At 50.0% G+C, this 26,131-nt stretch carries 22 protein-coding genes and 1 tRNA gene; 8 read left to right on the top strand and 15 right to left on the bottom strand.

Annotated features, from left to right (window positions below; genetic code table 11):
• Window positions 1-6: 6 nt before the first annotated feature.
• From AAA857_RS00940 to nei, 4 genes are all read right to left on the bottom strand, one after another.
• Window positions 7-2,169, bottom strand: coding sequence for a S8 family serine peptidase (locus tag AAA857_RS00940; RefSeq protein WP_338172146.1), 2,163 nt, complete (start codon window positions 2,167-2,169; stop codon window positions 7-9).
• A 63-nt stretch (window positions 2,170-2,232) separates the two neighbouring features.
• Window positions 2,233-2,413: transfer RNA gene (locus tag AAA857_RS00945), tRNA-Trp, on the bottom strand.
• A gap of 217 nt (window positions 2,414-2,630) precedes the next feature.
• Window positions 2,631-3,995, bottom strand: a complete 1,365-nt coding sequence (locus AAA857_RS00950; protein WP_338172148.1) for a tetratricopeptide repeat protein — start codon at window positions 3,993-3,995, stop codon at window positions 2,631-2,633.
• Window positions 3,996-4,046: 51 nt separating this feature from the next.
• Window positions 4,047-4,874 (bottom strand): endonuclease VIII, encoded by an 828-nt coding sequence (gene nei / locus AAA857_RS00955; protein ID WP_338172150.1) that lies wholly within the window; start codon window positions 4,872-4,874, stop codon window positions 4,047-4,049.
• A 106-nt stretch (window positions 4,875-4,980) separates the two neighbouring features.
• Between nei and AAA857_RS00960 the strand changes: the two genes are divergently transcribed.
• Complete coding sequence (locus AAA857_RS00960) at window positions 4,981-6,051, top strand: hypothetical protein (RefSeq protein WP_338172152.1); 1,071 nt, start codon at window positions 4,981-4,983, stop codon at window positions 6,049-6,051.
• Window positions 6,052-6,054: 3 nt separating this feature from the next.
• On the opposite strand, the gene AAA857_RS00965 is transcribed toward AAA857_RS00960, so the two are convergent.
• The 8 genes from AAA857_RS00965 to AAA857_RS01000 form a co-directional block, all read right to left on the bottom strand.
• Window positions 6,055-6,366: a hypothetical protein gene (locus AAA857_RS00965; RefSeq protein WP_338172154.1), complete on the bottom strand. Its 312-nt coding sequence runs from the start codon at window positions 6,364-6,366 to the stop codon at window positions 6,055-6,057.
• 33 nt (window positions 6,367-6,399) lie between these two features.
• Window positions 6,400-6,885 (bottom strand): hypothetical protein, encoded by a 486-nt coding sequence (locus AAA857_RS00970; protein WP_338172156.1) that lies wholly within the window; start codon window positions 6,883-6,885, stop codon window positions 6,400-6,402.
• 35 nt (window positions 6,886-6,920) lie between these two features.
• Window positions 6,921-7,283, bottom strand: coding sequence for a dihydroneopterin aldolase (locus AAA857_RS00975; RefSeq protein WP_338172158.1), 363 nt, complete (start codon window positions 7,281-7,283; stop codon window positions 6,921-6,923).
• 9 nt (window positions 7,284-7,292) lie between these two features.
• Window positions 7,293-7,583 carry a peptidylprolyl isomerase gene (locus tag AAA857_RS00980; protein ID WP_338172160.1) on the bottom strand — a complete coding sequence of 97 codons (291 nt, stop codon included), beginning with the start codon at window positions 7,581-7,583 and terminating at the stop codon, window positions 7,293-7,295.
• Between the two features lie 37 nt (window positions 7,584-7,620).
• Window positions 7,621-9,381: a M28 family peptidase gene (locus tag AAA857_RS00985; protein WP_338172162.1), complete on the bottom strand. Its 1,761-nt coding sequence runs from the start codon at window positions 9,379-9,381 to the stop codon at window positions 7,621-7,623.
• A 60-nt stretch (window positions 9,382-9,441) separates the two neighbouring features.
• Complete coding sequence (locus AAA857_RS00990; RefSeq protein ID WP_338172164.1) at window positions 9,442-10,011, bottom strand: UbiX family flavin prenyltransferase; 570 nt, start codon at window positions 10,009-10,011, stop codon at window positions 9,442-9,444.
• Window positions 10,012-10,086: 75 nt separating this feature from the next.
• Complete coding sequence (locus AAA857_RS00995; protein WP_338172166.1) at window positions 10,087-11,349, bottom strand: M28 family peptidase; 1,263 nt, start codon at window positions 11,347-11,349, stop codon at window positions 10,087-10,089.
• Between the two features lie 41 nt (window positions 11,350-11,390).
• Window positions 11,391-12,038, bottom strand: a complete 648-nt coding sequence (locus AAA857_RS01000) for a hypothetical protein (RefSeq protein ID WP_338172167.1) — start codon at window positions 12,036-12,038, stop codon at window positions 11,391-11,393.
• A gap of 96 nt (window positions 12,039-12,134) precedes the next feature.
• Between AAA857_RS01000 and AAA857_RS01005 the strand changes: the two genes are divergently transcribed.
• Complete coding sequence (locus AAA857_RS01005; RefSeq protein WP_338172169.1) at window positions 12,135-12,530, top strand: secondary thiamine-phosphate synthase enzyme YjbQ; 396 nt, start codon at window positions 12,135-12,137, stop codon at window positions 12,528-12,530.
• Window positions 12,531-12,565: 35 nt separating this feature from the next.
• Here the strand turns inward: AAA857_RS01005 and AAA857_RS01010 are convergent, their stop codons facing one another.
• A complete protein-coding gene (locus tag AAA857_RS01010; protein ID WP_338172171.1) occupies window positions 12,566-16,006 on the bottom strand; it encodes a S8 family serine peptidase in 3,441 nt (1,146 codons plus the stop codon).
• Window positions 16,007-16,364: 358 nt separating this feature from the next.
• Here AAA857_RS01010 and AAA857_RS01015 point away from each other — a divergent pair, with 358 nt between their 5' ends.
• Window positions 16,365-17,147 carry a hypothetical protein gene (locus AAA857_RS01015; protein WP_338172173.1) on the top strand — a complete coding sequence of 261 codons (783 nt, stop codon included), beginning with the start codon at window positions 16,365-16,367 and terminating at the stop codon, window positions 17,145-17,147.
• A 274-nt stretch (window positions 17,148-17,421) separates the two neighbouring features.
• Here the strand turns inward: AAA857_RS01015 and AAA857_RS01020 are convergent, their stop codons facing one another.
• Window positions 17,422-18,189, bottom strand: coding sequence for a CDP-alcohol phosphatidyltransferase family protein (locus AAA857_RS01020; protein WP_338172175.1), 768 nt, complete (start codon window positions 18,187-18,189; stop codon window positions 17,422-17,424).
• A gap of 561 nt (window positions 18,190-18,750) precedes the next feature.
• Between AAA857_RS01020 and msrA the strand changes: the two genes are divergently transcribed.
• Window positions 18,751-19,272, top strand: a complete 522-nt coding sequence (gene msrA, locus AAA857_RS01025) for a peptide-methionine (S)-S-oxide reductase MsrA (RefSeq protein WP_338172177.1) — start codon at window positions 18,751-18,753, stop codon at window positions 19,270-19,272.
• Between the two features lie 65 nt (window positions 19,273-19,337).
• Entirely contained in the window at window positions 19,338-20,969 is a 1,632-nt protein-coding gene (gene pruA / locus AAA857_RS01030) for an L-glutamate gamma-semialdehyde dehydrogenase (protein WP_338172178.1), read from the top strand.
• Here the strand turns inward: pruA and AAA857_RS01035 are convergent.
• Window positions 20,963-21,265, bottom strand: coding sequence for a hypothetical protein (locus AAA857_RS01035; RefSeq protein ID WP_338172180.1), 303 nt, complete (start codon window positions 21,263-21,265; stop codon window positions 20,963-20,965). The genes pruA and AAA857_RS01035 overlap by 7 nt on opposite strands.
• A 201-nt stretch (window positions 21,266-21,466) precedes the next feature.
• On the opposite strand from AAA857_RS01035, the gene AAA857_RS01040 reads away from it, so the two are divergent.
• From AAA857_RS01040 to AAA857_RS01050, 3 genes are all read left to right on the top strand, one after another.
• Entirely contained in the window at window positions 21,467-22,903 is a 1,437-nt protein-coding gene (locus AAA857_RS01040) for a PrsW family glutamic-type intramembrane protease (RefSeq protein WP_338172182.1), read from the top strand.
• Between the two features lie 91 nt (window positions 22,904-22,994).
• The gene (locus AAA857_RS01045; RefSeq protein ID WP_338172184.1) at window positions 22,995-23,759 is read left to right on the top strand and encodes a DUF92 domain-containing protein; all 765 of its coding nucleotides are present in this window, start codon (window positions 22,995-22,997) and stop codon (window positions 23,757-23,759) included.
• 52 nt (window positions 23,760-23,811) lie between these two features.
• A complete protein-coding gene (locus AAA857_RS01050) occupies window positions 23,812-26,124 on the top strand; it encodes a hypothetical protein (RefSeq protein WP_338172186.1) in 2,313 nt (770 codons plus the stop codon).
• Window positions 26,125-26,131 lie beyond the last annotated feature (7 nt).

A 26,131-nucleotide genomic window follows, 5' to 3' on the forward strand; every position in this document is an offset into this window, starting at 1 on the left:
CAATCGCTATGACGAGTCCTCAGCCTCTAGAGAGGAGGGTTCGTCAAGAACCAGTTCAGCGTCAAGAACTTGAGATGGCTCGTCTGTCTTTTCGAATCCATAGAGAAGAAGAGGTTCTTCAGCTCGTGCTTTGAAAACCAAACCAACGAGGATGAGAAGGCATAGAATTGTAGTGATGCTCATGAAGGTACCAAACGAGAACCCGCCAAAGTTCTCCGTTCCGCTACCGGCCCCTTCCATCGTGGTGAATACAGGCAAGGAAGAGATTCCTTCGCTGTTCAGACCTCGAACCTCAAGTGTTTGTTCGCCCTTAGCAACAGCGCTGGGGTGAAAGGCCATGACCCATTCAAACCGCTGCAAGGCGCCGAGACCGCCTTCGACAACCTCGTAGGTTGCTTGCATCCATTCACCCTGGCCGAAACGCCCTTCTACAGCAGAAATTGAACCTTCTTGGCCCCAAGCGATTCCCCGGACTTCGTGCAACCCGGAGGTTGGGTTGAAGGATGAATTGAGGATGTGAACCTGAGAAGTCACGTCAACTTGTCCGGTGAGGTTGTTGTCTTTCATGAAAAAGGAAAGTTCAACTGCTGCAAGGGCGTCAACCATCCCCCAACCAAAATCTCGATTCCAGAACGGGTCAACATCTGGGAGAGTTGGTTCCCCTCGACGCTCTGAGGTCAATTTCAGAATTTCTTTCATCTCCGCTGGGGACAAGTCCGGGTTAGCTTCGATCATGAGGGCAAGAATTCCAGAAACGGCTGGTGTAGCATACGATGTTCCAGAGCCACGACCGGTGTAGCCGTTGTCTTCTGCTGACCCGCCTAAGAGATTGATGCATGTGCCTGATGTAACGCAACCCTCGGCTTGTATAATGTTCGTCCCAGGAGCAGATACTTCGGGCTTGAGTTCGTTGAGGGGGTTGCTGTCGCCATTGTCACGGCGAGGACCACGGGATGAATACGAAGCCACCGTATCGTCTTCTCGGTCAATGGTGTTGATATCGTCGGTAGCTCCTACGGTAATTGCGAGGTTTGACGAGCCCATCCCTGACAAACCATCGTTGTCTGGGCCATCGTTTCCTGCAGCAACACTCACGACAATTCCTGCTTCCATCGCCTGGTTCAAAATACGGCTATGCATGTCTTCGCCATCCGAGCCGCCTCCTTCATGCGAGGTAATGCCCCAAGAGAGAGAGAGAATGTCAATACCATAATTTTCCTCGTCAGCACCCTGCCATGCCGTGTCTTTGTTATCGATGATCCATTGGATTCCATTCATGGCCGACTCGTAAAATTCCTGTTCAAGGATATAATTTTCAAACGGCCCTGCGCCAGCATCGGTCCCGATACGGACATCGATGAGGTCTGCATCAGGGGCTGAACCGTAGAAATCAGTTTGAGTTCCACTTGCATCAATTCCGGAAGCAGCAGCCATGCCCATACATGCAGTACCGTGTTGATTACCATCGTCCGGGTCGTAGGTCCCATCGGTTTCTCGGGCACCGCCCGCAGTGCATGATGGGTCAGTGTGAAGGTAGCATACAGCGTCGTACCCTGCGATGAATTTTTGATTTAGCCCCGGGTGTTCGTTGTCCACTCCTGTATCAACCATGGCGATGTTGACATCTGCTCCAGTGACGCCAAGGTCCCAAGCCCCAACTGGATAAGCGGTTGAATTTCGGGCTTTGACTGCTGGTGTTTGGATGTCGCCGTACAGAACGACGTTCCCGTACCGTTCCACCATGACGACATCGTCCATCTCTGCAAGTTGAAAGGCAAGGTTAGAATCCACTTGGCCAACAAGTACTGCATTGACAGATTCAATAACATCCACGACGGTAAGGTTGAGGCTGGTCAGTGCAAAGAGATGGGATGAGGTTACTTCTACTCCGTAGGAAAGACCGATTCCTGTGGTCCCATTGTAGGATTCCAAAGAATCGTGAATGGCGTTTCGATTGAGATCAAGGGTGGTTCGAGCCCACCATGGAGTATCATCACCGACCCAAACCGGAAGTTCCTGAATGGGCACGTCTTCACTGTAGCCATCCGGCATCCACATGATCCCGTCTTCTGCGACTGGCGTCCATTTCACAGTGTCGATGGTGACCAATGAACCCGTGACAGGGCCCATTAATACGGCAAGCATAACCATGGCGAGTATTCGACGCATTTTGTGACCTCAGGTGATGCAAGAGCCCCTCTAAAAAAAAGGTAACTCTTGATTGTGAAAAGGTGGGAGCAGAGGGATTTGAACCCCCCCCAGCGGATTTCTTCTGAAACTGCGCATCAGATGGGCAGTTTTCAGGATTGCAACGGGTCGGCGCTCCAGTTGGTCATCAACCTTCAGCAAACCCACTCGTCGTCATTCCCGTGCAACTGGAGCCCGCGATACTACCAAGCTATACTATACTCCCATGTATTCATTCATCACGAGCATCAGGCCTTAGCTTGTCGGCGTGCACGCTTTCGGCGACGCAGTTTCTTCTTGCGCCACTTCCAACGTTGATTGCCGGTTTTTTTCCAAGCACGTGAACCTCGCTTCATGGTGAACAGGCTTCCGACTTGCCTTCCCTATATGAGAGCATCGTCTCAACAGTGATTGAAGGATTTACAGAAAACGAGGATTCGATGTCAATATCCCTGCTCCAAAAACCAGGGATGAATGGGTAGCCCAAGCGTTCGACGAATCGCAATTGCTTCTCCATTTAGCCGTCGTTGTTCCTCAAAATCTCCTCGCAGTGAAGCGACGGCTGCGAGATTGATCATCGACGTCGCCTCTCCAGCCTTGTGGCCGCATTCCGCGAAAATTTGATGGGCATGACGAATCAAACGCTCCCCTTCTTCCACGTACCCTTTACGGACAGCAATGACGCCAAGGCTCCCCATCGTGGCCGCCGTGCTGTCCTTATCCTCAATATCCTGCAGAAGTGCGAGGCTCTTTCGGAACCATTCCTCGGCCTTCTCGTAATCGTTTAAACTCAAAGCCACCAATCCGAGATTATGCTCGCTACGGGCCTGCCCGGAGGGGTCTTGAAGGGAGATATGGATGGCGAGACATTCAGTGTGCATTCGCTGAGCTTCCTCGGCATTCCCACGTTTACTTGCAACATGTGCTCGATTAGCAAGGGCCTTGGCCTCGCCGTAACGGTCACCGGTCTGCCGGTGAAGGCTCCAACTCTCCTCAAACAAACGGTCTGCTTTGTCAACATCGCCACGAACAAGAGGAATATGGCCTAAGTGATTCAAGGCATTGGCCTGACCCACACGGTCCCCAACCTGTCGGTAAAGCGACAAACTGTCCTGATACATTGCAGTCGCTTCCACAAATGCACCTTGTTGGCTGAGGAGATGGCCAAGCCCAGTTAGTGCGTCTGCTTGGGTGTCCTTATCCTTTGCAACCCGAGCGAGTGAAAGACTTTCGCGTTCGTAGCGTTCAGCGCGTTTGTAGTCGCCGCGTCGCTCCTCCAATAGACCAAGACCGTGATAGGAGCGGGCTTCTCCCTTCCGATCACCTGAGGATTTGAAACGTTTCATCGCCCGTTCATAATGAACGCGAGCAGCATCGTTCCAACCTGCAAGTTCTGCAGCGTCACCAAGACGCAATTCAACGTAAGGGTCCATTTCGATATTTTGTTCATTCAACGAATCTGAGAGGTCAAGCACCTGCCGAACTTGACCGCATTGGTTTCGTGTAAGTCGGCCGGGGGCAAAACGATTTGACAATCCAAAGGAATCCAAGGCATCCATCACTCCTGAAACGATATCGTCTGCATTGGATTGATGAATGGTGATGTTGCCGGTCATGGCTGAATCTTTAAGCAAAACTTGGGGGACTGCCGACCTTTTCGCAGAAGGAACTACCGCGTCCGCCGTACGTACCCGGTTGGTGACCTCAATGCTGTCAAGGCCGCCTTGGTCGAGCGATGGAGGGGCTGCAAGCCATGCTGAACCGGACCAAATCCATTCGCCATCAGGGCTACGAATCGGTTCGGTCATGAATTCCTGTTGGGCTTCGTGCTTACAGTACTTCGCCTCATTACCCGCCCTCTATCGCTGTGACGGTTGACATTGCGGACAATGGTCCAATCGACGACCAGCGTAGCGTAAACGCAGTACTAATTCGCCACATACAAGGCACGGGCGTTCATTCCTACAAAACGCATAATGCCTCCACATGCGCCTTGGCTCTCCTCGTTCTTTACTGGCCTTAGCCACAGTTTTTGGGACAGTTACCCCGCCTTCTCGGTAGGCCCTCATCGTGATTGTTTTGATGCACTGAGCCCATCGGCTGAGGGCGTCATCTCCCAAATCACAAGGTCGGTCATCGGGGTGAACCCTTGCTGCAAAAAGAATCTCTGAGCGCAGGTAATTGCCCAAACCTGCAAACGACCTTTGGTCAAGCATCAGCGTTGCAGCCTTCTTTCTATAGCATGATTTTGAGCGCAGTTTTTCTTCCAGCACCTCAACGGTGGTGCCGTCATCGAGGACGTCAGGACCAAGTCGTTCAAGGAAGGAATGGCCGCGCTCCTCAACGGTTAACATCAATTCAATATCAGTAGCAGACCACAATCGCACTGCGTGTTTTTCGGTAATGAACTCAGCCCGAAGACTGCGTCTTGAATCGTAGTTAGTGGTGTTAAGATGAACCGTCCAGCGACCGTACAATTGATTGTGGCTGTACATCGTCCAGCCGTTTTCAAAACGGATCAACATCGCTTTACCCCTGCTGGTCACGTCAACGACATGCTGGCCTTCGATGAGATGGGTACGATCAACCAAGGAAGCATAGGGCCAATTGCCTCCAACAATTTCTTTTCCGATGAGGGCCTTCCCAATTCGGTCGGCAGCGCGACGAATCTCGGGACCTTCAGGCATGTCGGCAAGTTGGGAAACTTTGTTTTGAACTTGTGTCTCAAATCAGAGATAATCCAGAGAAGCATATAAATGGGAATTAACATCTAATTGGAGTGAGGGCCGATGTATGGATTCATCACAGTTTGAACTTCTGTTTGATTTTTTCCTTGGCCCACAGGCCGCTGCTGGCTTGATTGGACTCATTGGGCTCGTTGCCTATTTCTTGACAGAAAAGAAACTGAAAAACTTATTGGAAGAAGATGATTTTATTTTGGCTTCTTCAGGCAGTATCGGGGACAGCGTATTTGCGGCGTTTCTCATCATTCAGGCCGGTTATGGTCTTATCACAACAATTTTTGTTGTCATATTCGCTTGGGGTTACAGTGAAGAAATGCTCTTCTTTTACACGTGGATTAGCTTTGACGATACCGCCACTTGGAATGCTAAAGTATCACTCGTGGGCTTATTTTTTGGAGGGCTGCTTTACTCCTTTGGCTTCGTGCTCAGTGCTATGAACTATCTGAATATAGCGAAACTCAAAAATGAGTCGCGTTTGAAATTAATCACTGGTGTGTTGACCGCTCAGCATGAACCCTCACCATCCCAAACCGATGAAGACCTGCCTCTTCTGCGAGTTCTTCAGGCTTTTCTTGCTGCCGGGCTCCTCTTAGGGGGGGGGGACTTTTTTGTACGAGTGATTCTCTTTGCCGGTTTCCTCAAGGTCTCTTTGCGAATTTGGCGTTTTGAACCTCCACAAGTTACAGAAGATGATCCTCTAGAAGCAAGCGATGACACAGACCAAACAGAACCCGATGAAGAGCGAACTGAACCTGTCACATTTGCTGAAATCCTTGAGGCTCTTGATTCTCAACTCAAAGAAGCGATTGAAGAGGCTCATGATTTGAGAGAAGAACTTGAGGAAACAAAAACGAAGGTCATCATCTTGGAAGAAGAAGTCCAAGAGAAGGACGTGTTGATTGGAGAAATTGAAGCCAGTAAAACCACGTTGTCCAAAGAAATTGACCGAGAAGAAAAAGAGGAACGGGAAGGCAAGAAACTCTCGTTAACCGATTCGGTTATGGTGGGGGATTCAATTATGGGAGGCATGAAAGTCGGTAGTCAAATCAACAATGACCCCGATGCCATCGCTCGAGCCGTTATTGCTGCGTACAGAGCTGGACGTGAAGACAAGGAATGATGTTCAGGCAGTGAGGACCTTTTCAATCTTGAAGGTCTTTTCATGGTGGCCCCACATGCAGAGACCAGGTTCTTTGAACATGAAATACTTGGTTTGGAACTCCTTTCCAAAGTCAGGATGTTCTTCCTCCAACAAGATCCGAAGACGGGTACTGTAGCCTCCCAAACTGCCAACTGCAGCGGTCCCCTTGATCCCATCAACAAGGACTGTGTGGAAATCGGAAAGCGAAGGCTTCGATTCATCAAAGGGATGAACGTCTTGGTCCAAATAGAGGTCTTTTTCAGTAGCAGGGATGGTTTTTGTTCGTTCTTCCATGAGTGTACAAACCCGTCACGGGATATAAACAATTCAAGGCAATTCGTTTTGGAACGGGGTCGTCCTCGGTTCAGTCCCAGCGGCTTCTGCCTTAGCGGCAATACGTCGTAAGGAACGCATTGCATCACCAATGGTCTCAACCTGTTCGCTGAATTGGGTAGGAGGCCATCCACAATCAATGACGTCAGGCTCAATCGAGCTTTCCTCAATCCATGCCCCGCAGGCCGAACCGTAACAATTGGCTTTGAAACGCTGAGCATCCAACCAAAATGTTGTTCGGTGGCAGACAGGGCAGACTCTACACTCAAACTCCGACAATACGGAGACTGCATCATCTCCAACAACATCGACTTCCCAAGCAGCGATGCTGGCTCGTTCAAGTACGACCTGATGAGATTTCTTGAGGAAGGAGCGAAGGACGTTCATGGCTGTTTCTTGACTGCTAAAACAACCCATAGCCACCACGGCCCCACCCTCTTCAATGGCACTGGGAACATAGACGCGCCCTGTCGTGACCATGAAACCCCGTTGGCAGGGCGGCGTTTAAGCATCGCTCACGTTCGCTGCCACAAAACCTCAATCACGGGCAGTCCACCCGGATGGGGGAGGGGGGCTTTGGGTTTCTCGATTCGTACAGAGAGCGATTTGACGGCTGCATGCTCGCTCAATATTGCGATGACTTGCTGGGCCATTTCTTCCATCAGCCGTATCGGTTGGTCGGTTTCATGAATGACTTTGTCAATGGTAATTTGGATGTCTGCGTAATTCAATGTTTGATTCAACTCCGAAACATCGTCTCGATCTTCTAAGGTCGCCCATACGGTAAAGCAAAACGGCTGAGGAGCATGATGTTCAAATTCATAAAAACCGTGTGCAGCACGAACTTCGTACCCTTCAAGTCCAACACGCCATTGCATGGTATCCCCTCATTCCTCGTCCCGCTCATGGACCCAAATTAAATGGTAGCCAAATTGGGTTTTTACCGGAGTCGAAACCGTATTCACTGGAGTTGCCCAAACGGCTTCTTCAAACTCTGCAACCATGCGCCCCCTCCGAAACCAGCCGAGATCACCGCCCTTCTGGCTTGATGGGCATGTGCTCTTTTTCCGAGCCAACTTCTGGAAATCCTTGAGTTTCCCGACCTTATCTTTGATCTGAACGGCCTCACTCTTGGATTTGACCAGAATGTGAGATGCCCAAGCACTTGGTGCGACCATACAACAGCGAGACGTCGCCTTGCTTTGAATCCCTCGCTCAGTAATCCGAGTAGGCAAGGAAGCGCATGTAGGTCCCGTAAATGGTCACGGATACTCCAAGAGACTCTTCGTTGAACCGATCCATAGTGTCCAGATAAGTATGATATTCCCAGCTGCCACTACCGTAGCAAACGACGGCACGGCCTCGAATGTCATCTCCCAAATCGTAGACAAACGGCCCGTGGTCGGAATTGTATGGCATTCCGTCAGGTTCGCCTTGAGCACCCCTGTAGAGCGCAAGTTGAATGTCGTAGCGGTCCGCAACATCGCTTCGCTTATCCTTGTAGAGGTCGGTAATGCGCTCAATGTGCTCCATATCCTCCGGCGTATTTCCAAAGAGTCGGAGGCTGTTGCCTCGGGCCGAGAAATCTGCGTCGACGTGATTCATATCGAGATTGATGTACAACCGGAGATTATCCTTCAAACTGTTCTGGAATGCAGACACGTAAGCCCGGCTTCCGTAGAGGCCCTCTTCTTCTCCACCCCAAGTGCAAAACCTTAGAGTGCGTTCAGGCGTACCGGTTTCATTGACGACATCGCTCAGTTGTCGCGCCATTTCAAGGACGCTCGCCGTTCCAGAAGTATCGTCAATAGCACCCTCTCCATGGTAAACGGTATCGTGGTGCCCACCTACAATGACCAATTCAGAGGATTTACCTTTGATTTCACCGCATGGGACGTAAATGGTTCGCTCTTGATCGTTCGTGACATCCATGATCATTTCAAGCACTCCTGTTGCTCCGGTGGCGTTGAAAATTGCCGCTTCTAGGATTTCACCAGCATCTTTGGACATGGCGATGAATGGAATGTCACTTGGAATGCTACCACCGTTGGCTTCCTTAACGGCGTCAATACCTGTACCTTTGAAGATAGGAACGCAGTCATTGCCCTCAATTTTACCACAGTTGTAGTCCTTGTTAACACGAATCAATCCTGCGAGGTTGTTTTCTGCTGCAGTTGAGAAAAATTCAGTGTTACCGGTTTTTGTTCCGCTGTTGATGACGTACCCGATGGTTCCAGTTGCCGACTGCCACAGGCTTTCATCGCTTCCATTACCAAGATATGTCAACTGAACATCCTGCTGGAAAGTGTATTCAGATTGACCAGAGAAGCCTTGAATGACATAATCAACACGGTGCTGAAATTCCGTGATGGTCGAGAGAAAACTACCTGGACCCACGCAAGGGCTGTTTCCACCAATGCCTTGAACACAAATTCGGAGGCTCGGTTCAGAATTGACATGATGCATCGGAACTTGATAGGAATGAAGCGTCGTATCCATGCCCATGGCATCAAATTGAGAAATAATGTACTCGGAGGTATTGGCTTCTTGAACCGTACCGCTCATTCTTCCCTCCCATTCGGGATGGCCATAGGAAACTAGTGTTTCTGCGTAATTCTTCGCCTGTGCTGCATCATAGGAAATCAATTCATATTCGTAATCCGGTTCAAATCCAAGCCATGTTGGTTGAATGACAAATATGGCGGTGACCATCAGGACCGCGACGCCGATTGCGATGAGTGCAGGAGGAGTAAGGAGTTCCGTACCTCTGTACCAAGGCACAGATTCTTCCCCTTCCATTTCTGCCCCATCTGAAAGAGCCTTACCCGAATCCAAACTGATGGTATTCGCCCCGGGAAGGTTGGCCTGCAAACGCTCAATCAGTTGGGCTTTGGTCCCGCTGACTGGCAGTTCAGCCTCACGGAGCATTTCTTTGAGTTCGTTAACGGTCAGCCCTTCGAAACTTAGTACGGTCATGGTTCTGCCCCAGCCATGCCTCGCATTCCTTGTTCAAGAATGCGGCGGTAGGGTGTGAATTCAGATTTCGTCGCCGGTCCAACGCTTACCGACATCGTGCTCAATGCCGATTTGGTCGAGAATACGTGCGATGATGAAGTCAACCAAATCATCAATACTTTTTGGATGATTGTAGAACCCAGGGGAGGCTGGAATGATGACTGTATCCCATGCTGAGAGTTTAGCCATGTTTTCAAGGTGTACCGTGGCGTAGGGTGCTTCTCGAGGAACAATGATGAGTTTACGACGTTCTTTCATAGCGACGATTGCAGAGCGAGTCACGAGGTTGTCTGAAATGCCAGCTGCCAGTTTGCCTATGGTCGTTCCTGAGCACGGACAAATCACCACGGCATCGATTTTTGCAGAGCCGGATGCAGATTTAGCACCGACATTTTTGGCGTCTTCAAGCAGGGAACCCGTGGCCTCTGCTAGTGCCTCTGGAGTCGTATTGCATTCGTGTTTCAGCGTCAAACGACCGGAGTCGGTCACGATGAGGCGAACCGATTTGCCCATCTCGGTCAAAATTTCAACGAGTCGCTTCCCATATACGGCACCTGATGCCCCAGAAATGCAGACAACAACTTCTCCCATGGTTGCCCACTCAGTGACTTCACATTTAGCCTCTTGTTCTCAAGCGAACGTGAAAAAGAACAACGATGCCGTCGTTTAGTCTTCGTTGGAATCAGAGGCCACGCGCAGGTAAGTGTAGGATAAGATGCCGACAATTCCAAGCACAGCAAGAAGACTGACGACGATGGTGGCCGTACTTTGCGCCCCCATCACCGAGGATTCCGAGGTGTCCTCATTGTCCGGAGCAGCGGCATTGTAGTCCCACCACGCCATGGTCGCTACGATGTCCAGTCCGGTTTGCAAGCCTGCCTCGACGTTTGCTCTCCCGCCAGCCATTGTGTTGATCGTGGTCACTGAATCGCTTTGCGCATGTTTCGGCGTCTGTTCACAGGCGTCACCCTCATCGAGTACATACTGATGTTGACCACGAAGCCAAGTTGCAGTGTGGTTGTTCATAATGAAATTGTAATGGTCTGAATTCCCTTTGGTATCATCGATGACCCTCACCCATTCATCGGGGTGTGAGAGGTTTGAATTGATGGCTTTCAAATGGCCTTGAAACCACTCAGCGAAGGTTTGCATTTCATCGGTCACAACAAGACCACGTTCTTCATAATACGACCAATCGTCCACGGGGGAAGTAAACATGTAAAGCGTCCAGTAATCTTCATCGCAACCGGCCAGTTGACTTGCAAACGGCGTCGGTACAGGCCAGTTGAGGGCAAACATATCGAGGTTAACATACGTCACATTGATTTCATTAGGAATTTGCTCCTCAACAAAATGAAGGCTTCCCATTCCACCTCCCTCTGGACTTCCACTGCCTTGCCATTCCTCGTAATCCCACCAGGCAAGTTTCCAAGTGTGGAGCGGTTGTTGTTCCCACTTTGAAAACGTCCGAGCTAATTCCAACAATGCACCTGAACCGGTACCATCATCGTAGGCACCACTGCTTTCACATGTTGCATAGGTGACCCCAATCAACGGCGGAGGAGAATAACAAATCGCATCATGATGAGCCCCAATCACGCGCCATTCGTCCTCAAGCGTACCGTTAATGGTGACCACGATGTTCTCGCAATTGGTGCATAATTCGGTTGTAAAAGGTTGGCGTTCAACCTCGTACCCCATGGATTCAAGTTCGCTGGCAATCCAATTACGGGCGTTTTCATTTGCCGAGGTGTCAATCTTTCTATAGCCGAAGTTGGTCATCTCCACCATGTTGTCATATGCAGCACTCCCTTCTGGCCAAGCATTGGGTTCAACCTGAGGCGTCTGCATTTGTGAGAGGGACCCGGTCAGCAATACTGAGGACAGCAACACCTGGACAAGGGCGAGTGTGCGCCAGCGGTGACCCATGACTCCTGAACAGGGGCCGTTGTCTTGAGGTTTCGCTTCGACTAGTCTTCTTCAGTTGACCATGATTTACGCAATACCAAACCTGTGGCTTCACCGGCCTCAAGCGGGTCGTAATCATGCACGGTGATGAAATGCATAACCAATTGATGTTGAACGATGGATGCGTTGCATTCAGGGCATTCATGATAATTGGGTTCCTTGAACCCTTGAAACGCTGCCCTGCCTCGAGGCGTAGCCAAGCCCGCAACGGTTCGCAACAAGGTTGAGATGAAGACCAAAGCGAACAGAATCAAGCAACATCCGGCGCCACCACCAAATCCGGGCATGGGAGGCTCTTGGGACAATTGCAAGTCTTGAATCATCCGACTGTCAGTGGACATCTTGTAAACATCGATGTCAATAATGTGGCTAAATTGTTCACCTCGGAGCGTGAGAAGAATCTCGGTACCGTTGTCTTCATCTGCTGCGTCAATCACAAGCGTAAACGAGCCCTGGGCATCGGTCATTGCCTCTGAGCCCTGGTAGCGATAACATTCCGAGTCACCTCGCTGGCATGTGACGGTGAGGTCGTGAAAACTTACGGGAGTGTTGTCCGAGTAGGTTGCCTCTCCAGATACACGGTAGGTCTCTGCGGACGCAGTGCTACTCAGCACAACAAGAGTCATGAGCATGAGGATGACCTTGTTCATGAATCAACGAGCGATATGGAGTTTATCAACACTTGATTTTACTCGTGCAGCATTTGCCGGATGAAACTTTATGACTTGAAATGAGTTCTATTGAATATGGAAACGAAGCATGCACTTCTATCTCAGCGAGCCCGAATCGTTGCTGAAAGCGGCATCAAAGACGGGCTTGTTCTTGTCAATCCAATGCACATAACGGCTTCATGTTACGTGAACGACTTGGAATACGGCCTTCATCATGACATCATGAAATGGTTGGAAAAGGTCGCTCCGTTCCATGGCATTGAAGGTCGTTCGGGTGAAGAATACCACCATCACAAAACGGGTGAAGACAACGGCGACGCCCATCTCAAACGCCAATTGCTCGGCCAACAGGTGACGATGCCTGTACGAGATGGAGGATTGCATTTGGGCACTTGGGAGCAAATTCACTATGCAGAATTTGATGGACAACGAAACAAGCGAATCTTGGTTAAAGTCGTCGGTGTGATTTGATCATCGATGTGAAACCAATCCCAGTCGAATCTCGGTCACCTGATAGTGTCCAATTCAGGGGCTGCAGGCACACCTGCGAAGGCTTGAACGGGTTCCACGGAGATTTGTTCGATTTCCGGTGGTCGGCGTCGCTGAAGAACCAAAACCAACAGGAGAATGATTACGATTACGCCAAGTCCGATGGCCACAGAGTAGGCTTCAATCAGCGTTGTTGCACCCGTATCTTCCGGTAGCCACACTTGATAGTAAACCGTCCAAGTGACATTGACACTTCCGTACTGGTCTGAAACGGTGGCCGTGTATTGATATCCCTGAGTTTGCCCTTCAGACCGGCAAATTTCCTTCTCAAAGGTTGAGTTGGGGCTGTTGCAGTCCAAAGAAGATTGCAGGAGGGTTGGACCCGTCCCCAATGCCGTTTCATTTCGTGACCATCGGACGTTCAATTCCAATCCATCAAGGTCCTCCTCAGCCAAATCAAGGTCAACAAACAATTCCAATGGAACCCCTGTAGCGTTGATGAACAAGGTCCTGTTGCCGGGGGTTTGCAGAACATGGGCCAAACGGTCGACACCGTTGTCAACGAATCCATCGCAATCATCATCACGACCGTTCCATTGCTCAAACTGGTCGGGGGCAACGCTTGCACGGGTGTCATCACAGTCCAAGAACCAGCGATAACCATCGCTATCATTATCTAAATCAGGAACCAACGGATCGGTGAGGGTTTCCAAGACTTCTTCACCATCAAGCAAGCCATCACTGTCGCTGTCAGGATTAAACGGGTCCGTACTGCGATTGGTAAATTCGTCGTAATCAAGGAGCAAGTCATTGTCCGCGTCCGTTTCAAAGAAGGTCTCATCAACGACTCCGTTGCAATTGTTATCGATTCCATCAAGGTCTTCTTGGGCATCTGGGTTCAGATTGGCATCGGTATCATTGCAGTCCTCAAACCAATAAAAAGAATCGCCGTCACTATCATTGTCGACCGTTAACGGGTCGGTAAAGTAAACAAACAATTCCTCATCGTCCCTCAAGAGGTCGCCGTCGGTATCTGCGAGGTTGAACATCGTACCATGAACATGGTATTCATCAAAATCCGAAAGTGTATCTTGGTCTGCATCAGTGCTGTTGAAGCCTTCATCCCACTGACCGTCACAACCATCGTCCAGTCCGTTCAATCGCTCTGGGGCACCTGGATATATTTCTGCGTCATTATCGTTGCAATCAGCAAACCAATAGAAATCATCTTCATCGGCATTGGGGTCGTAGGTCAAAGGGTCAGAAAAGTACTGCAGCACTTCATCTCCATCAGTCAACAAATCGCCGTCGGTATCCTGACTGAGTGGGTTGGTGAAGTTGACTGAAACTTCGGTGCCATCATCCAATCCATCTCCATCCGTATCGCGTTCTAAGGGGTCGGTGAGCTGAATCAATACTTCTGTTCCATCATCCAAACCGTCCCCATCAGTGTCGCTGAGCAAAGGATTGGTTCCATTGATGAGAACTTCGGTACCATCATCCAACCCATCACCGTCGGTGTCAGCACTGTTGGGATTTGTTGAAGTGTTAAACACCTCATCTCCATCAGAAAGTTGATCATCATCGCTGTCCGCATCAAACGGGTCGGTGAAGTAAACATTCGTTTCATTTGCGTCGGTGAGCATATCGCCATCGCTGTCAATATCTCGCTCGGTCCCGTAAAGAACCAAACCCCATTCGTTCAGGGTGCCTGCGTCACCATTTCCCTTATCCTCAATGGAGAGGATCCACTCCCCACGGCTGTCCTCGCCCCAGTGTTGAACGGTTGAGAAACGCCAATCAGCGTAATTGTTGTTGGCATCTTCATGCTTTGTTGAAAGAATACTCTGCATCCCAGAAGGTGCAGTGAGAATCATTTCAAGGTCGCCACGAAACGTATGATCGATGTCGACGTAAATGTCCACGCTCTCCAGATGCAAGGCGTCGGTCACATTAAACGAGACATTCAGAGGTGTTCCCGAATTATCAGGTATATCGAGGTCAACCGTCGACATACCTGAGGAGGCGTTGATTTCTAGTCCCTTAGAATCCCACTGCTCCGCCAGCGTAACTGCAGCAGAGGCGTCGACGACGCCGAATCCATACTTGTGGCTGACAAGGTGTCCGTCACCATTGGTCGTCCAAGAGGGGTCACTAGCGTCGTTTTTCCGAGAGGTTTCAACCAAAATATGTTGAACATCTCGCCATGTAAGGTTGCTGTTGGCTTCAAGCATGAGGGCGATCACACCAGAAACCAAAGGGGTGGCTGAAGATGTACCGCCAAAAGTGTCAGTATAATCCGTTGACGTGTATCCACCCGAGCCTTCAATGTCCGTCGTAGTAATGGATTCACCGTCGCCGTTTGAGGGTGCAGCAACCAAGATATTAGCGCCAGGTTCTGCATAATAGGATTGCTCCCCCTTGTAGGTTACAGCGGTCACTGCGATGGTATAACGAAGATTTGCATAACCGTCTTTATTCGCGTTATCGTCATCGTCCAATCCGTTTCCTGCAGCCCAAGTAACAATGCTCCCGAGGCCGCCTCTGCCCTGCTGGGCACCGCCTTCAAGAGCGGCCAACATCAAAGGACCTGGGCCAGACAAGGTCATGCCGTTATCGCTTGGACCCCATGAATTGGAGTAGATGTCTATGCTTTGCCGTTCATGTGAAAGTGCTCCCCCTTCGCGTACATCGGTGGTGCTGCAAGAGATGAGCTGTAAGCCAGCAAGGCCAGCCATGGGAGCTGCTCCAGAAACACCAAGACTGTTGTTACCAACTGCTGCTGCTACACCTCCGGCTGCAGTGCCATGGGCCTTGTTCGAGGCGGGTGTTGGGTCGCCGTCATCACCACAATAGTCGTAATCTAAGGTGGGTTCGTAGTGGTCATCAAGGTCAGGGTGGTTCCAATCAAAGCCATCGTCTACGATTCCAATGACAACACCGTTTCCTCGGTAGGTGTTCCATGCGCCCGTGATGTTCACGTCCTCTCCAATCGCCCCACCGGATTGACCTGTGTTGACCAAGTGCCATTGGTCTGAAAATTTAGGATCATTGGGAATCCACCTTGGTTCATGTGTTTGTTCCACCAAAGGATAGAAACTTTCGACTAACCCTTGCTCTTTCATGCTAAGCATTCGCTCAAGTCCTGACCCGGCGCTCAAAGTAACCAGCCAAGCACCGTTGAGGTGAGCAAGTGATTCGCCGACTGGAGTTGGCCCAATGGCGACCCATGAAACCGTTTCATCTAAAACACTGGAACTGTACTGTGAGATATCACTTACTCGGGCTAATGCAGACCTAACTGCTTGCGAGTAGGTGGAAACAACCGTTGGTTGTTCTGTGGATTCATTGGATTCTAAATTCGTGACCAACACGTTCTGAGAAGATGCGATACCAGTGACGAGGGAGGCCGAGGAGAGGAGAAGAAGCAAGGATAAAATGAGGGCCTGCGACTTCACAGGCCCCCCTCAACGGCCTACCACATAGGACTAACGGTCCTCAGGTCAGGAATTGTATTCGGGAAAATACTCTTAGGTTCACCCCAGTACAAGATGTGTTCAGTTGGCCAAACCAGTGCCTGTTAGCGAGAGATTCAAACAAATCGAATAATGACATTCAACCGTCAAATGGGTTAACGATGATAAGCGAAGTCCTTGACCGGCTTCCATGCAGGAGGGGAACGCGCAAACTCATCGGGCGCGAATCCCCGAAAGAGCACCCGTGATGGCTTGGCTGATATCGTGCCTCATCCTCACTGTTTGGAACCTTAGTCGTGGGCTGAATCTTTGGGCGGGGTACAATTTCGGAGGAGTGATTATGGCGCTTTTGGCCATGTTCATTCTCTGGAATGGCCGCGTACAAATGCCCGCCTTACCATTATGGATTGGTTATTCAGCAACAATGTTGCACTTCATTGGCGGGTCATTAGGTGCTGCTGACAGTGGTCCGGGGCCATTCTGTTTTGACGGAATGCAACCCGGTCAATGGTTGTGTGCAGATGGAGTGAACGGAATGTACCATGTCCATCCTTGGTGGGATAAGCTTGTCCACGGCATGAACAGCACAGCCATTGCAATTGCATGGTCGCTTGGATGGAGGAGAATGTCAGAGCACAACGGTTGGCAGCTCTCACCTGGAATTGTTGCATTTACTGCTTTTTCACTCAGCGTAGCCATTGGAGTGGCGTATGAAGTGTACGAGTTCTTCGGCAAGACCATCTTCCAGACAATCGACCAAGGCGGATACGTGAACACTGCAACCGATTTGGTAAGCGACATGTTGGGTGCAGGATTGGGAGTGTTGTTTTCTCACTTCTACGATCCCATGAACAAAACTTCAATCACCGACGGAAAGATTGCAACACCGACTCAACTAACGCTCACCATCAACGGTTCGTTCCCCCTTATGGTGACGGGTGCATTGCTTTCGTTGGACTTTCTGTTGTTCAACGGTGGGGTTGTCGGCCGCGACTACGACTTCATCGGACAACTGATGCTTGGTTCAATCATCGTCTCAGCAGTGCTGATCACACGTCGTCTCATCCAACGGTCGCATCTGAACAAGAACGAGGCATTGGATACATCTGGAGCATCATCTTGACCCACTTGGACCCAACCCCCACGGTGGCCAAGTTCCAGTTATGAATCCCTCGTAATCGTATGCTAGAATTGCTTTTCAACAGACGCCTCTGTTCCGCCAACCCCACCCAACATCACCTTTGGAAAGACCGAATCGGTAAACGACCATATTGCGCCCATCTCGGCTTGGTTCCACTCTATTTTACAATGCAAGTGAATCTCTAACATGCAAGGGGGGCTCATTACAAGGACGCTGTGCCCCTCATCACTCAACATGACGAAAACGATGCTATCGTTCAAAATCGACTGCGCAGCAAAACCAGAGCCATCAAAATCGAATTGACGCCGAGGACCAACACCGGTAAATCATCAAGATTCTGAGTCACAGCAAGTGCAAAAATAAGCAAGGATTGCATCCCGAAGCCAAGGAACGATGAAACCGTCAACTCAAAGCCTAAACCTTTCGAACCCTTTCCAGCAACCCATGAGATCATTCTATCCTGCCAACTAAAAAACAAAAGATACACTGAATGGAAGATATTGACGTTGCGTTGTTGCTCCCACGGGTGAGCTACTGGGCGTACTCGTTCGTCAATTCTACTGGTAGCATCACCCGAACCTAACGCTCTCATTGAAACTGAATAGTGATTAAAGAGCGAGTATTGGAATAACGTTGCTAAAATCATGAGACTGGTGAACCAAAGAGTCCAACCAAATACAGTTCCAAAGGCCCCCATGACGGCAATCAAACCGACCGTGTCTGCGACGGTATCCCAATATCTTCCGACGTGCGACGGTCGCTCACGGATTCGAGCCAACTCCCCATCCACTGCATCGATGACCCCCTTAACGATCAGCAAAAAACATGCAAGAACCGGATAACCATCAAGAATCAACCAAGCACAGTACAGCGTAAGAAGGAGATGAAGGGTGGTGACCTGAATGACGGTTACCGGTTTTTCCTTGAGATAACGAGCCATGACTCGGGCAAATGGCCTACCCCATTCCGACAAATCGATGACATTTCTGTCTCCGTATTTCCTCATCGCCATAAATGCGCCCATTGGGCTCTAAAGCCCCCCGCTCATAATCTTGAGCATCCAATCAGGCCTCCGAGAATGAATTCGGGCCAATGGTTATACCATCGGATTCAGTAGAACGCGCATGGACGAAGGGTCACAAATAAAGCAAGGATTGTTGACCACAAAAGCATTCTTGGCCAATACCATAATCTTGTTTGTAAGTTATTCTTTATTCACCTTCGACATCGGGATAATACCCTCCAGTTTATCAGATATTCCACTGCACATATTCATCGTATCGTTTATCCTTGAAGTGATTCTTTTGATAATGCTAACACGACTGAGTAAAACCGAATCAATATGTGAAGTTCAAGATTGCGAAAACAAGACGCTCATCAATAAAAAAGTATGTCCAAAACATGACCAGGAAGTCGTTAAAGCCTTGAGAAACAATCGGATTGCTGCCGTTGTAGGGCTAACTGCAGTAGCCGTGTATTTTTTCATTCTAAAGTAGAACCTGCATTCCATAAAAAACCGAGATGATTCAATATAAATCTCCGGGACAAAGCATGAGTTCATAACTTATTGGACGGTCCTTAACCTATGGAACGAATGATCGTTGGTGGCGGATGCTTCTGGTGTGTTGAAGGGGCCTACAAAGACATACATGGGGTTGAATCAGCTCTACCCGCCTACGCCGGTGGCCCAGACCCAAATCCCACATACAAGGGCGTTTGCTCCGGCAGAACAGGCCATGCAGAGGTTGTTGAGGTCGTTTTTGATGCAAGTACGGTCACCTATGAGACCCTTCTTGAAGTATTCTTCACGGTTCACGACCCCACCCAGTTGAACCGCCAGGGAAACGACATTGGAACGCAATACCGCAGTTGCATCATGCCGTTAAGCGAAGGTCAACGAGCCGTTGCTCAAGCCACAACGGCATCCATGCAAGACTATTATGACGACCCTATTGTGACTACGATTGAACCCCCGTTGAATTTCGTCATAGCCGAAAAAGAACATCATGACTACTACGCCAGAAATCCCTATCAAGGATACTGCGCCGCCGTAGTTGGTCCTAAAATCGCCAAAGTTAGAGCAAAACACGCTCATCTTTACCGATGAGTTATCTGATTTAACCAACTTGTAACGCCGTGATGTTCAAGAGGCGTCTGTAACGACGGGACATCATGGTCAACAGCGTACCCATGCCACCTGCCCCAGTGAACGAACCCATCCTTGGCTATCTTCCCGGTAGCCAAGAGCGACTTGAACTTGAGGTTGAACTCAAGCGGCAATCCTCAGAAGTTCTTGAAATTCCATGCGTGATTAACGGTGAAGAAATCTTCACCGGCAACGTCGTTGAGCAGGTCATGCCCCACGACCACGGCCACGTTATTGCACGAGTCCATATGGCCGGAGAAGCGGAAGTAAAGGCGGCCATCGAAACCGCTCTTGACGCACATAAGATGTGGTCGACCATGCCCTGGCAGGCCCGAGCTGCAATCTTCCTCAAGGCAAGTGAACTGCTCGCTGGTCCTCGCCGTGCAGAGATTAATGCATCAACCATGATCAATCAATCCAAGACATGCCACCAAGCCGAAATTGATTCAGCCTGTGAACTCATTGACTTTTGGAGATTTAATGCGGACTATTGCCGCCAAATTTACGAAGACTTGCAACCACCCGTCTCTCCTTCATCGATGTGGAACTCAAGCGAAGTGCGCCCGTTAGAAGGATTCGTGTTCTCCGTCACTCCGTTCAATTTCTCGAGTATTGCCGCAAACCTCCCCTCCAGTGCTGCGCTGATGGGTAACGTTGGAGTTTGGAAACCCTCCCGTAATTCATACGTCTCAAATTATCGCTTGATGCGCTTGATGATGGATGCTGGCTTGCCGGCAGGAGTCATCAATTTCGTACCCGGCAAGGCGAGTATGGTTGGCGACATGTGTTTGGGTCATCCTGCACTCGCTGGTATTCACTTCACCGGCTCAACCCGCGTCTTCCGTCAGATGTGGCGTGATGTTGCAAACAACCTGGAGACCTTGAACTCATACCCACGTATCGTTGGAGAAACTGGCGGTAAAGACTTCATTGTCGCACATCCTGATTGCGACCGTCGCGCCCTTCTGGTCGCCATGTTGCGTGGAAGTTTCGAGTTCCAAGGCCAAAAGTGCAGTGCAGCAAGCCGTGCCTACGTTCCGAAGTCCGTTTGGTCAGCCATCAAGGATGACTACGTTGCAGAGGTCGCCAAAATTACCGTGGGCGACCCACGTACCTTCACCAACTTCCTTGGAGCAGTGATCGACAAGAAGTCATTCGACAACATTGCAGGTTACATTGACCGAGCAACAGCAAACCCTGATTGTGATATCGTCACTGGTGGCTCGTATGATGACAGTGTTGGTTACTTCGTCCAACCAACAACCATTGTATGCAAGGACCCTAGAAGTGAGAGCATGGTTGAGGAAATTTTCGGACCCGTCCTCTCAGTCCATGTCTATGATGATGCAGAATTTGATGCCGTCCTTGAGTTGTGCGATACTACCTCTGAATACGCTCTCACCGGTTCTATATTTGCTACTGACCGAACCCACATTGAAACTGCACTTAATGCCCTTCGCTACTCCGCTGGAAACTTCTACATCAACGACAAGCCAACAGGTGCCGTGGTTGGGCAACAGCCCTTTGGAGGTGCCCGTGGAAGCGGTACCAACGACAAGGCTGGAAGTCCACTGAATTTGCTTCGCTGGGTGAGTCCTCGATCGATCAAGGAAACCTTTGCCCCACCACACGATTGGACCTATGGATTCCATCAGTGAGTTTGCTGGTTCTTACGTGCAAGTCGGTTGAGGTAGGCTTGCTCAGCCTTTCCGATCAGGTATTTTGGCTCATAGCGATTGGAGACCATCCCGATCAAGTACCAACCAACTGAAAGAACCGGTGTTACGATGAAAGTTGTAAGACACAACCATACGACAAGGTTCCCTTCCGTCACACCCCAGGACCAGTAAGCGACGCTCAACAGACACATCGGCAACCACAGACGGGCGGCATTGCTTGGCGTGGACATGCCTTTGTGGTCACGACGTGGGGCGAACAATCCTTCGAGGACCATATCTACCGCCGCCTTTGTTCGCTTATGAATCACCGTTTTCTCGCACCCATCCATTCCTTGATGAGGGGGAACCCCTTGGTTCCACATCCTGCAATGATGAATGCTTCTGCCGAATGCTGTTTTTCAGTGACGAGTGATGGGCGAACTGAGCGGGACTCACAATCATGAGGTGTTGCTATTCAACCAGGATTTCAACCCAGAATGCAAGTTCAGGCCATACCCCTGACTCCAATTCCATCCGACCTCACCGTTTGGAAGGCTTCAACACCCTGGCAGACCGTTCGTTCCATGCTCGGGCTCGTACTGGTCTGTTTTTTCATCGCACAAATATCGGTGCTCATCGTAGCTGGTTTCATTGACGGTGATATCAACGGAACTCTTGGGCCATTTGAACCGTTGTACACCTTTATTGGCGGCATATGCCTTTCTCCATTCCTGATGCTTTTTTTCTACCTGCGCCGGCCAAGGTTGACTCACAGCATCACTGCTGAACCTCATCCGCAGGGTGTTCATCAACACATTCTCGTAGGTGGGAGCGTGATCCAATCCCCAGTTCCAACTCTTGTGCGCCATCATCTGTTTCGTTCAACTGCGCCTCTCGAGATGCCTCGACCGGTTCATCTTTGGGCTCTGTTTTTCGGCGGAGTCATTCTTTCCTCGGTATGTCTGCTTCCATTGATGCTTTTTGGACCAAATGCATTGAGCGTCCTGCTTGCTCTGGTCATCGTCCTACCTGCTTGGCTGATCGGTTTTGCAGCACCTGTTTTTGCATGGTGGTCCATCAGCAGCCGCCACCTTGGAATCAATATCTCCAGAAGAAACGCCGAGTGGATCTTAGCAGCAGGCATGCTTTCCACCATTCCGGCAATCATCATCAACTCCCTCATCTCTCCTTTGATACTGAACTTCGTTGGACTTGATGCGATGGAACCGGGTTCCTGGGGTGAAGGGTTTGTCCTCTTCTTGTCCGCGCCCATTGGAGAGGAGTTGAGCAAAGCGTTGGCTGTCCTCGCATTGAGCCATCTCATTATTTCACCAAAACACGGTTTTTATGTTGGCTCAACTGTGGGGCTTGGATTCGCTCTGCTTGAGAATGCACAATACATTTCAATGGCTCTGGTTGGCGACTACAGCAGTATTTCCTACTTCTTCACCGCCATGCTGCGAGGAATTAGTTCCATCCCAGGCCATGCATTATGGACGGGTCTATCTGGCTACGCCATTGGCTGCTGGATTGGCCGAGGAAATCACCTCCCGCTGATGAGTGATCGCTCCTCTTATGTCACGGCTAAAAGCAATGCAAAATGGGTTTTGTACAATAAAAACGGCACACCCGAAACCACAACGGGATGGGCCAACATGCCTTCAGATCGAATGATGAAGTTCGTGAGTCGTTTGGAAAAGCATTCCTGGAACCTACCAAAAACGGTCCCTGCAGGAATTGCTGCTGCGATTTTAGGCCATGGACTTTGGAATGGAACTTCATGGGGCGTAAGTAAACTCCTTGCTGACGTCGATACTCTTTTCTCAGTATTCCTGCAACTTTCTTGGTTGGGAATCATGGTCGCCACCTTGTGGCTGTTTATTCTAAGGTGGCTCCCAAGTATTGTATTGGATGCCCAAGATGGCCCATTTTGATGAATCCCTGGGTCATTAATTCAAAAGGGATGCGGATGTCCCAAGAGTACTGATTGGTCGTTCTCACCGTATCCAACAAGGAGAGGAAAACATGAATATCTTTGAGAGTGGACTCAACGCTGGTAACTTGATTGTTACTTCCATTCTCGTAATGGGTCTCCTTTATGTTTCATCAAAAGCGAGAATGCTTGACAAGAAAGGTGCAAATGCAGCTGCGGTATTGGGAATTATTGTCGGTGGATTAGGGCATTGGACTTGGTTGTTAATTCTTCTCGGATTCCTTGTCTGCTCTCACAAAGCCACCAAATGGAGGTTTGAGGAAAAATCAGAACTTGGAATGTGCGAATCCAATGATGGACACCGTGGATGGACCAACGTCGTGGCCAATGGAGCAATCCCTGGCCTGATGTGTGTTTTTGCTTACCTAAGTGGAGATTACGAAGCCTGGATTTGGATGTTCGGAGCCGCCGTGGCCGTTGCTGCATCGGACACCTTTGCAAGCGAAATTGGGTGCATGGACACAAGAGTGCGCATGATCACGACCTTCAAACCATGCCGGCAAGGCGAAAACGGAGGTTTTTCTCCAAATGGACAACTTGCGGCCATCGTTGGCTCATTGGTCGTAGCTGTACTAACACTCGCCGCATGGGCGCTAACCGCTGGAGACGTAGTTCTCAACGAGGGATTACGACTTGGTGGAATTCTTGCGGTGATTGGGTGGCTCGGGTGTCAGATCGACAGTTATCTCGGAGCATTGCTTGAAAACCGAGGATATTTGACCAAGGGTTCTGTCAACGCACTCGCCATCACCGGCGGAGTGCTGATGATGTGGGTTTACAGCGGCATGCCCCTTTGAGGCAATTCCATAGGGCCACTGGATTCTTGAACCGAGACGCTTTGGTCTTACCATGGGGCGAAGGCTATGGGTTCTTGCAGCCGTAGCCCTGATGTTTTCAATATCGATGGTAAATTCTGTTCTCGCTGAGAACGATGAGGTCTTCGATGCAGGTTTTGTTGAATGGAAAATCAACAATCATGAGCGTTTGTACCTTGAGGGTTCAAGCCCTGAAACGGCCGTCCTCCAGCGAGGGCAGACGGATTCTGCCGTCGGAGGATTCACCACAGGAGTCACTCCCAATCCCGTTCCAGTGTTTTCCATTCAAAGCCCCCCTGTGGTTGAACCTGTTGAAGCAGATGTCATGATGGGGGTTTACTTCTCTGTGATCCTTGATGGCGGAGCCGGCCCACAATCGTGTACTCGACAAGCCCCTGCGCCGGGGGAAGTCACGACAACGCTGTTTTACTCCGTGTTTGTGGGAGGCTCTGAAGTCTATACGGATGAAGTCTCTCAAATCGTGGACAGAGTCGCTGAAAATGATGCTATGAATTTCTCTGGGGAGATGAAGAACGTATCATTGAACCTTTCACCGGGAGACACCATCGGCCTCAGTCTGGACATCCATCACCAATGCCTTGGAACGCAAGCTCGGGTCCAATGGGGCGGCTTTCAATACAACAGTGGTGGCATCATCATGGAAGGTGTATTTTACGAGCCAGAAGCCAGTATTATTGTCGACGAGTCACGTTTAGCCCACGTAGAACTGAGACATAATCTGCCCTGGGGTCTTGATGACCTTCGTGATGAGAAGTGGGAGATTTGGGGGCCACTTGACAACCGAGAAAAGTCCACTCGGGATGGAGAATTGCTCGTTGAAACGAGTGCTGGACGAATCCGAATGGTTCGGGACCTTGGAGAAAATGAATCGGTTTACACCTGGTCGGGAGCAAAAAAACTGCCCGTTGGAAATTTGAACCTTCAGTTCTGCTTGCGAACCATCGCTGGAGATTTGAACAGTGACTGCCATGCAGAAGGTATTCTGCGTTTTGAGGTAGGTGAAGGCGATGCTGGATTCGCAAGTGCGGGCCTCTTCCTGACCATCACAACATTCCTCGCACTTGCTGGCTACATCATCAATGCCTTTCGAAGTGGATTATTGCTACCCGCACCAATTCTTGCGGCATTATTGGCGCTGGCCTTGTTGATGTTACCCACAATCTTTGACATTCCGAATTTAGGTGCAGACGCTGTCATTCAACCGACGACAAGGGTCATTGATTCGCCTTTGGTCAACCTGGCTGGTGATGAGATCGGGTTGAGTGAATTGCTTGACGGACACGAAGCTGTTCTGATCGGTGTGGTCCTCCCCGGTTCCGAAAATGGATTAACGCAATCCACTCAACTGAACAAAAGCATCGACCAGCTTGGAGAACGAGTAGCGGTGATTCAACTCGTTACTGGAGAAGATGCGCGAATGAGTGATGTATCATCCCTTAAATCACAATTGAATTCTTCTTGGGACATTTATCTTGACAAAGACGGTCAATTCGCCAAGAGCCTCCCCACTGGGCGTTCTGACGCCATTGTCATCGTAGACCCGGCCATGCACGTAACCTTCTCTCAGCCATCGTCGGCAGCTATGCTGGATATTGTTGAGGCCGTGGACGCCATAGGCTCCGGAGGATCTAAGTCGGCAGCATCTTACTTTGGTCTCATCATTGGACCTGGTATGTTCTTGTTGTTCCTTGCACTTCCACGGGAAGAGTGGACAGTTCCCGAAGAACCGCTTCCCCCTGGACTCCTATGGGCTTCGATTATCGTCTCTTCAGGAGCAGGAATATTGCTCGTCAATCTGCCTGCGCTCATCCTGACGTTGTTGCCCGTAGCCGTGACTGCAAGATTCATTCTTGACATCCTGATGATGGTTTGGATGCTCGAAATGTGTTTCTTCACCGCAAAGCGGGGCTCACCTTATGAGGCTGACGCACTCGGTAAATTGATGCATTCTCTTTTCCCCAAAGCATTCCAGAATTGGCGAGACCCTGTTGACCTCAACAGAGATGTATTGCTCGGTGTTTGGCTCGGGTGGTTTGGTTGGCTCAGTTTCCCCTCACTTTTCCCACAAGGAATTGGAGCAACAGCTCTTCTTGGATTCGGTGGAGCATTCATGGCCTTCGCACTCATGATGCTCTTTGTTTTGACCGGTGGTTTTGTAGTTCTCATGCTTCGTATTGTTTCCTCCTGGGGCGGACCATTCTCTCGCCTCTTTGGAAAGTTTGGCGGAGAAGTATTTGCTCAATTCGTAGGATGGGTGTTGCTCCCTGTGGCCCTTTGGGTGGGAGTTAACACCGCCATCAATGCTTTCGAGCTTGGAATCTTCTGATGAACAG

Source organism: Candidatus Poseidonia alphae, from assembly GCF_943787815.1.
GTDB lineage: Archaea > Thermoplasmatota > Poseidoniia > Poseidoniales > Poseidoniaceae > Poseidonia > Poseidonia alphae.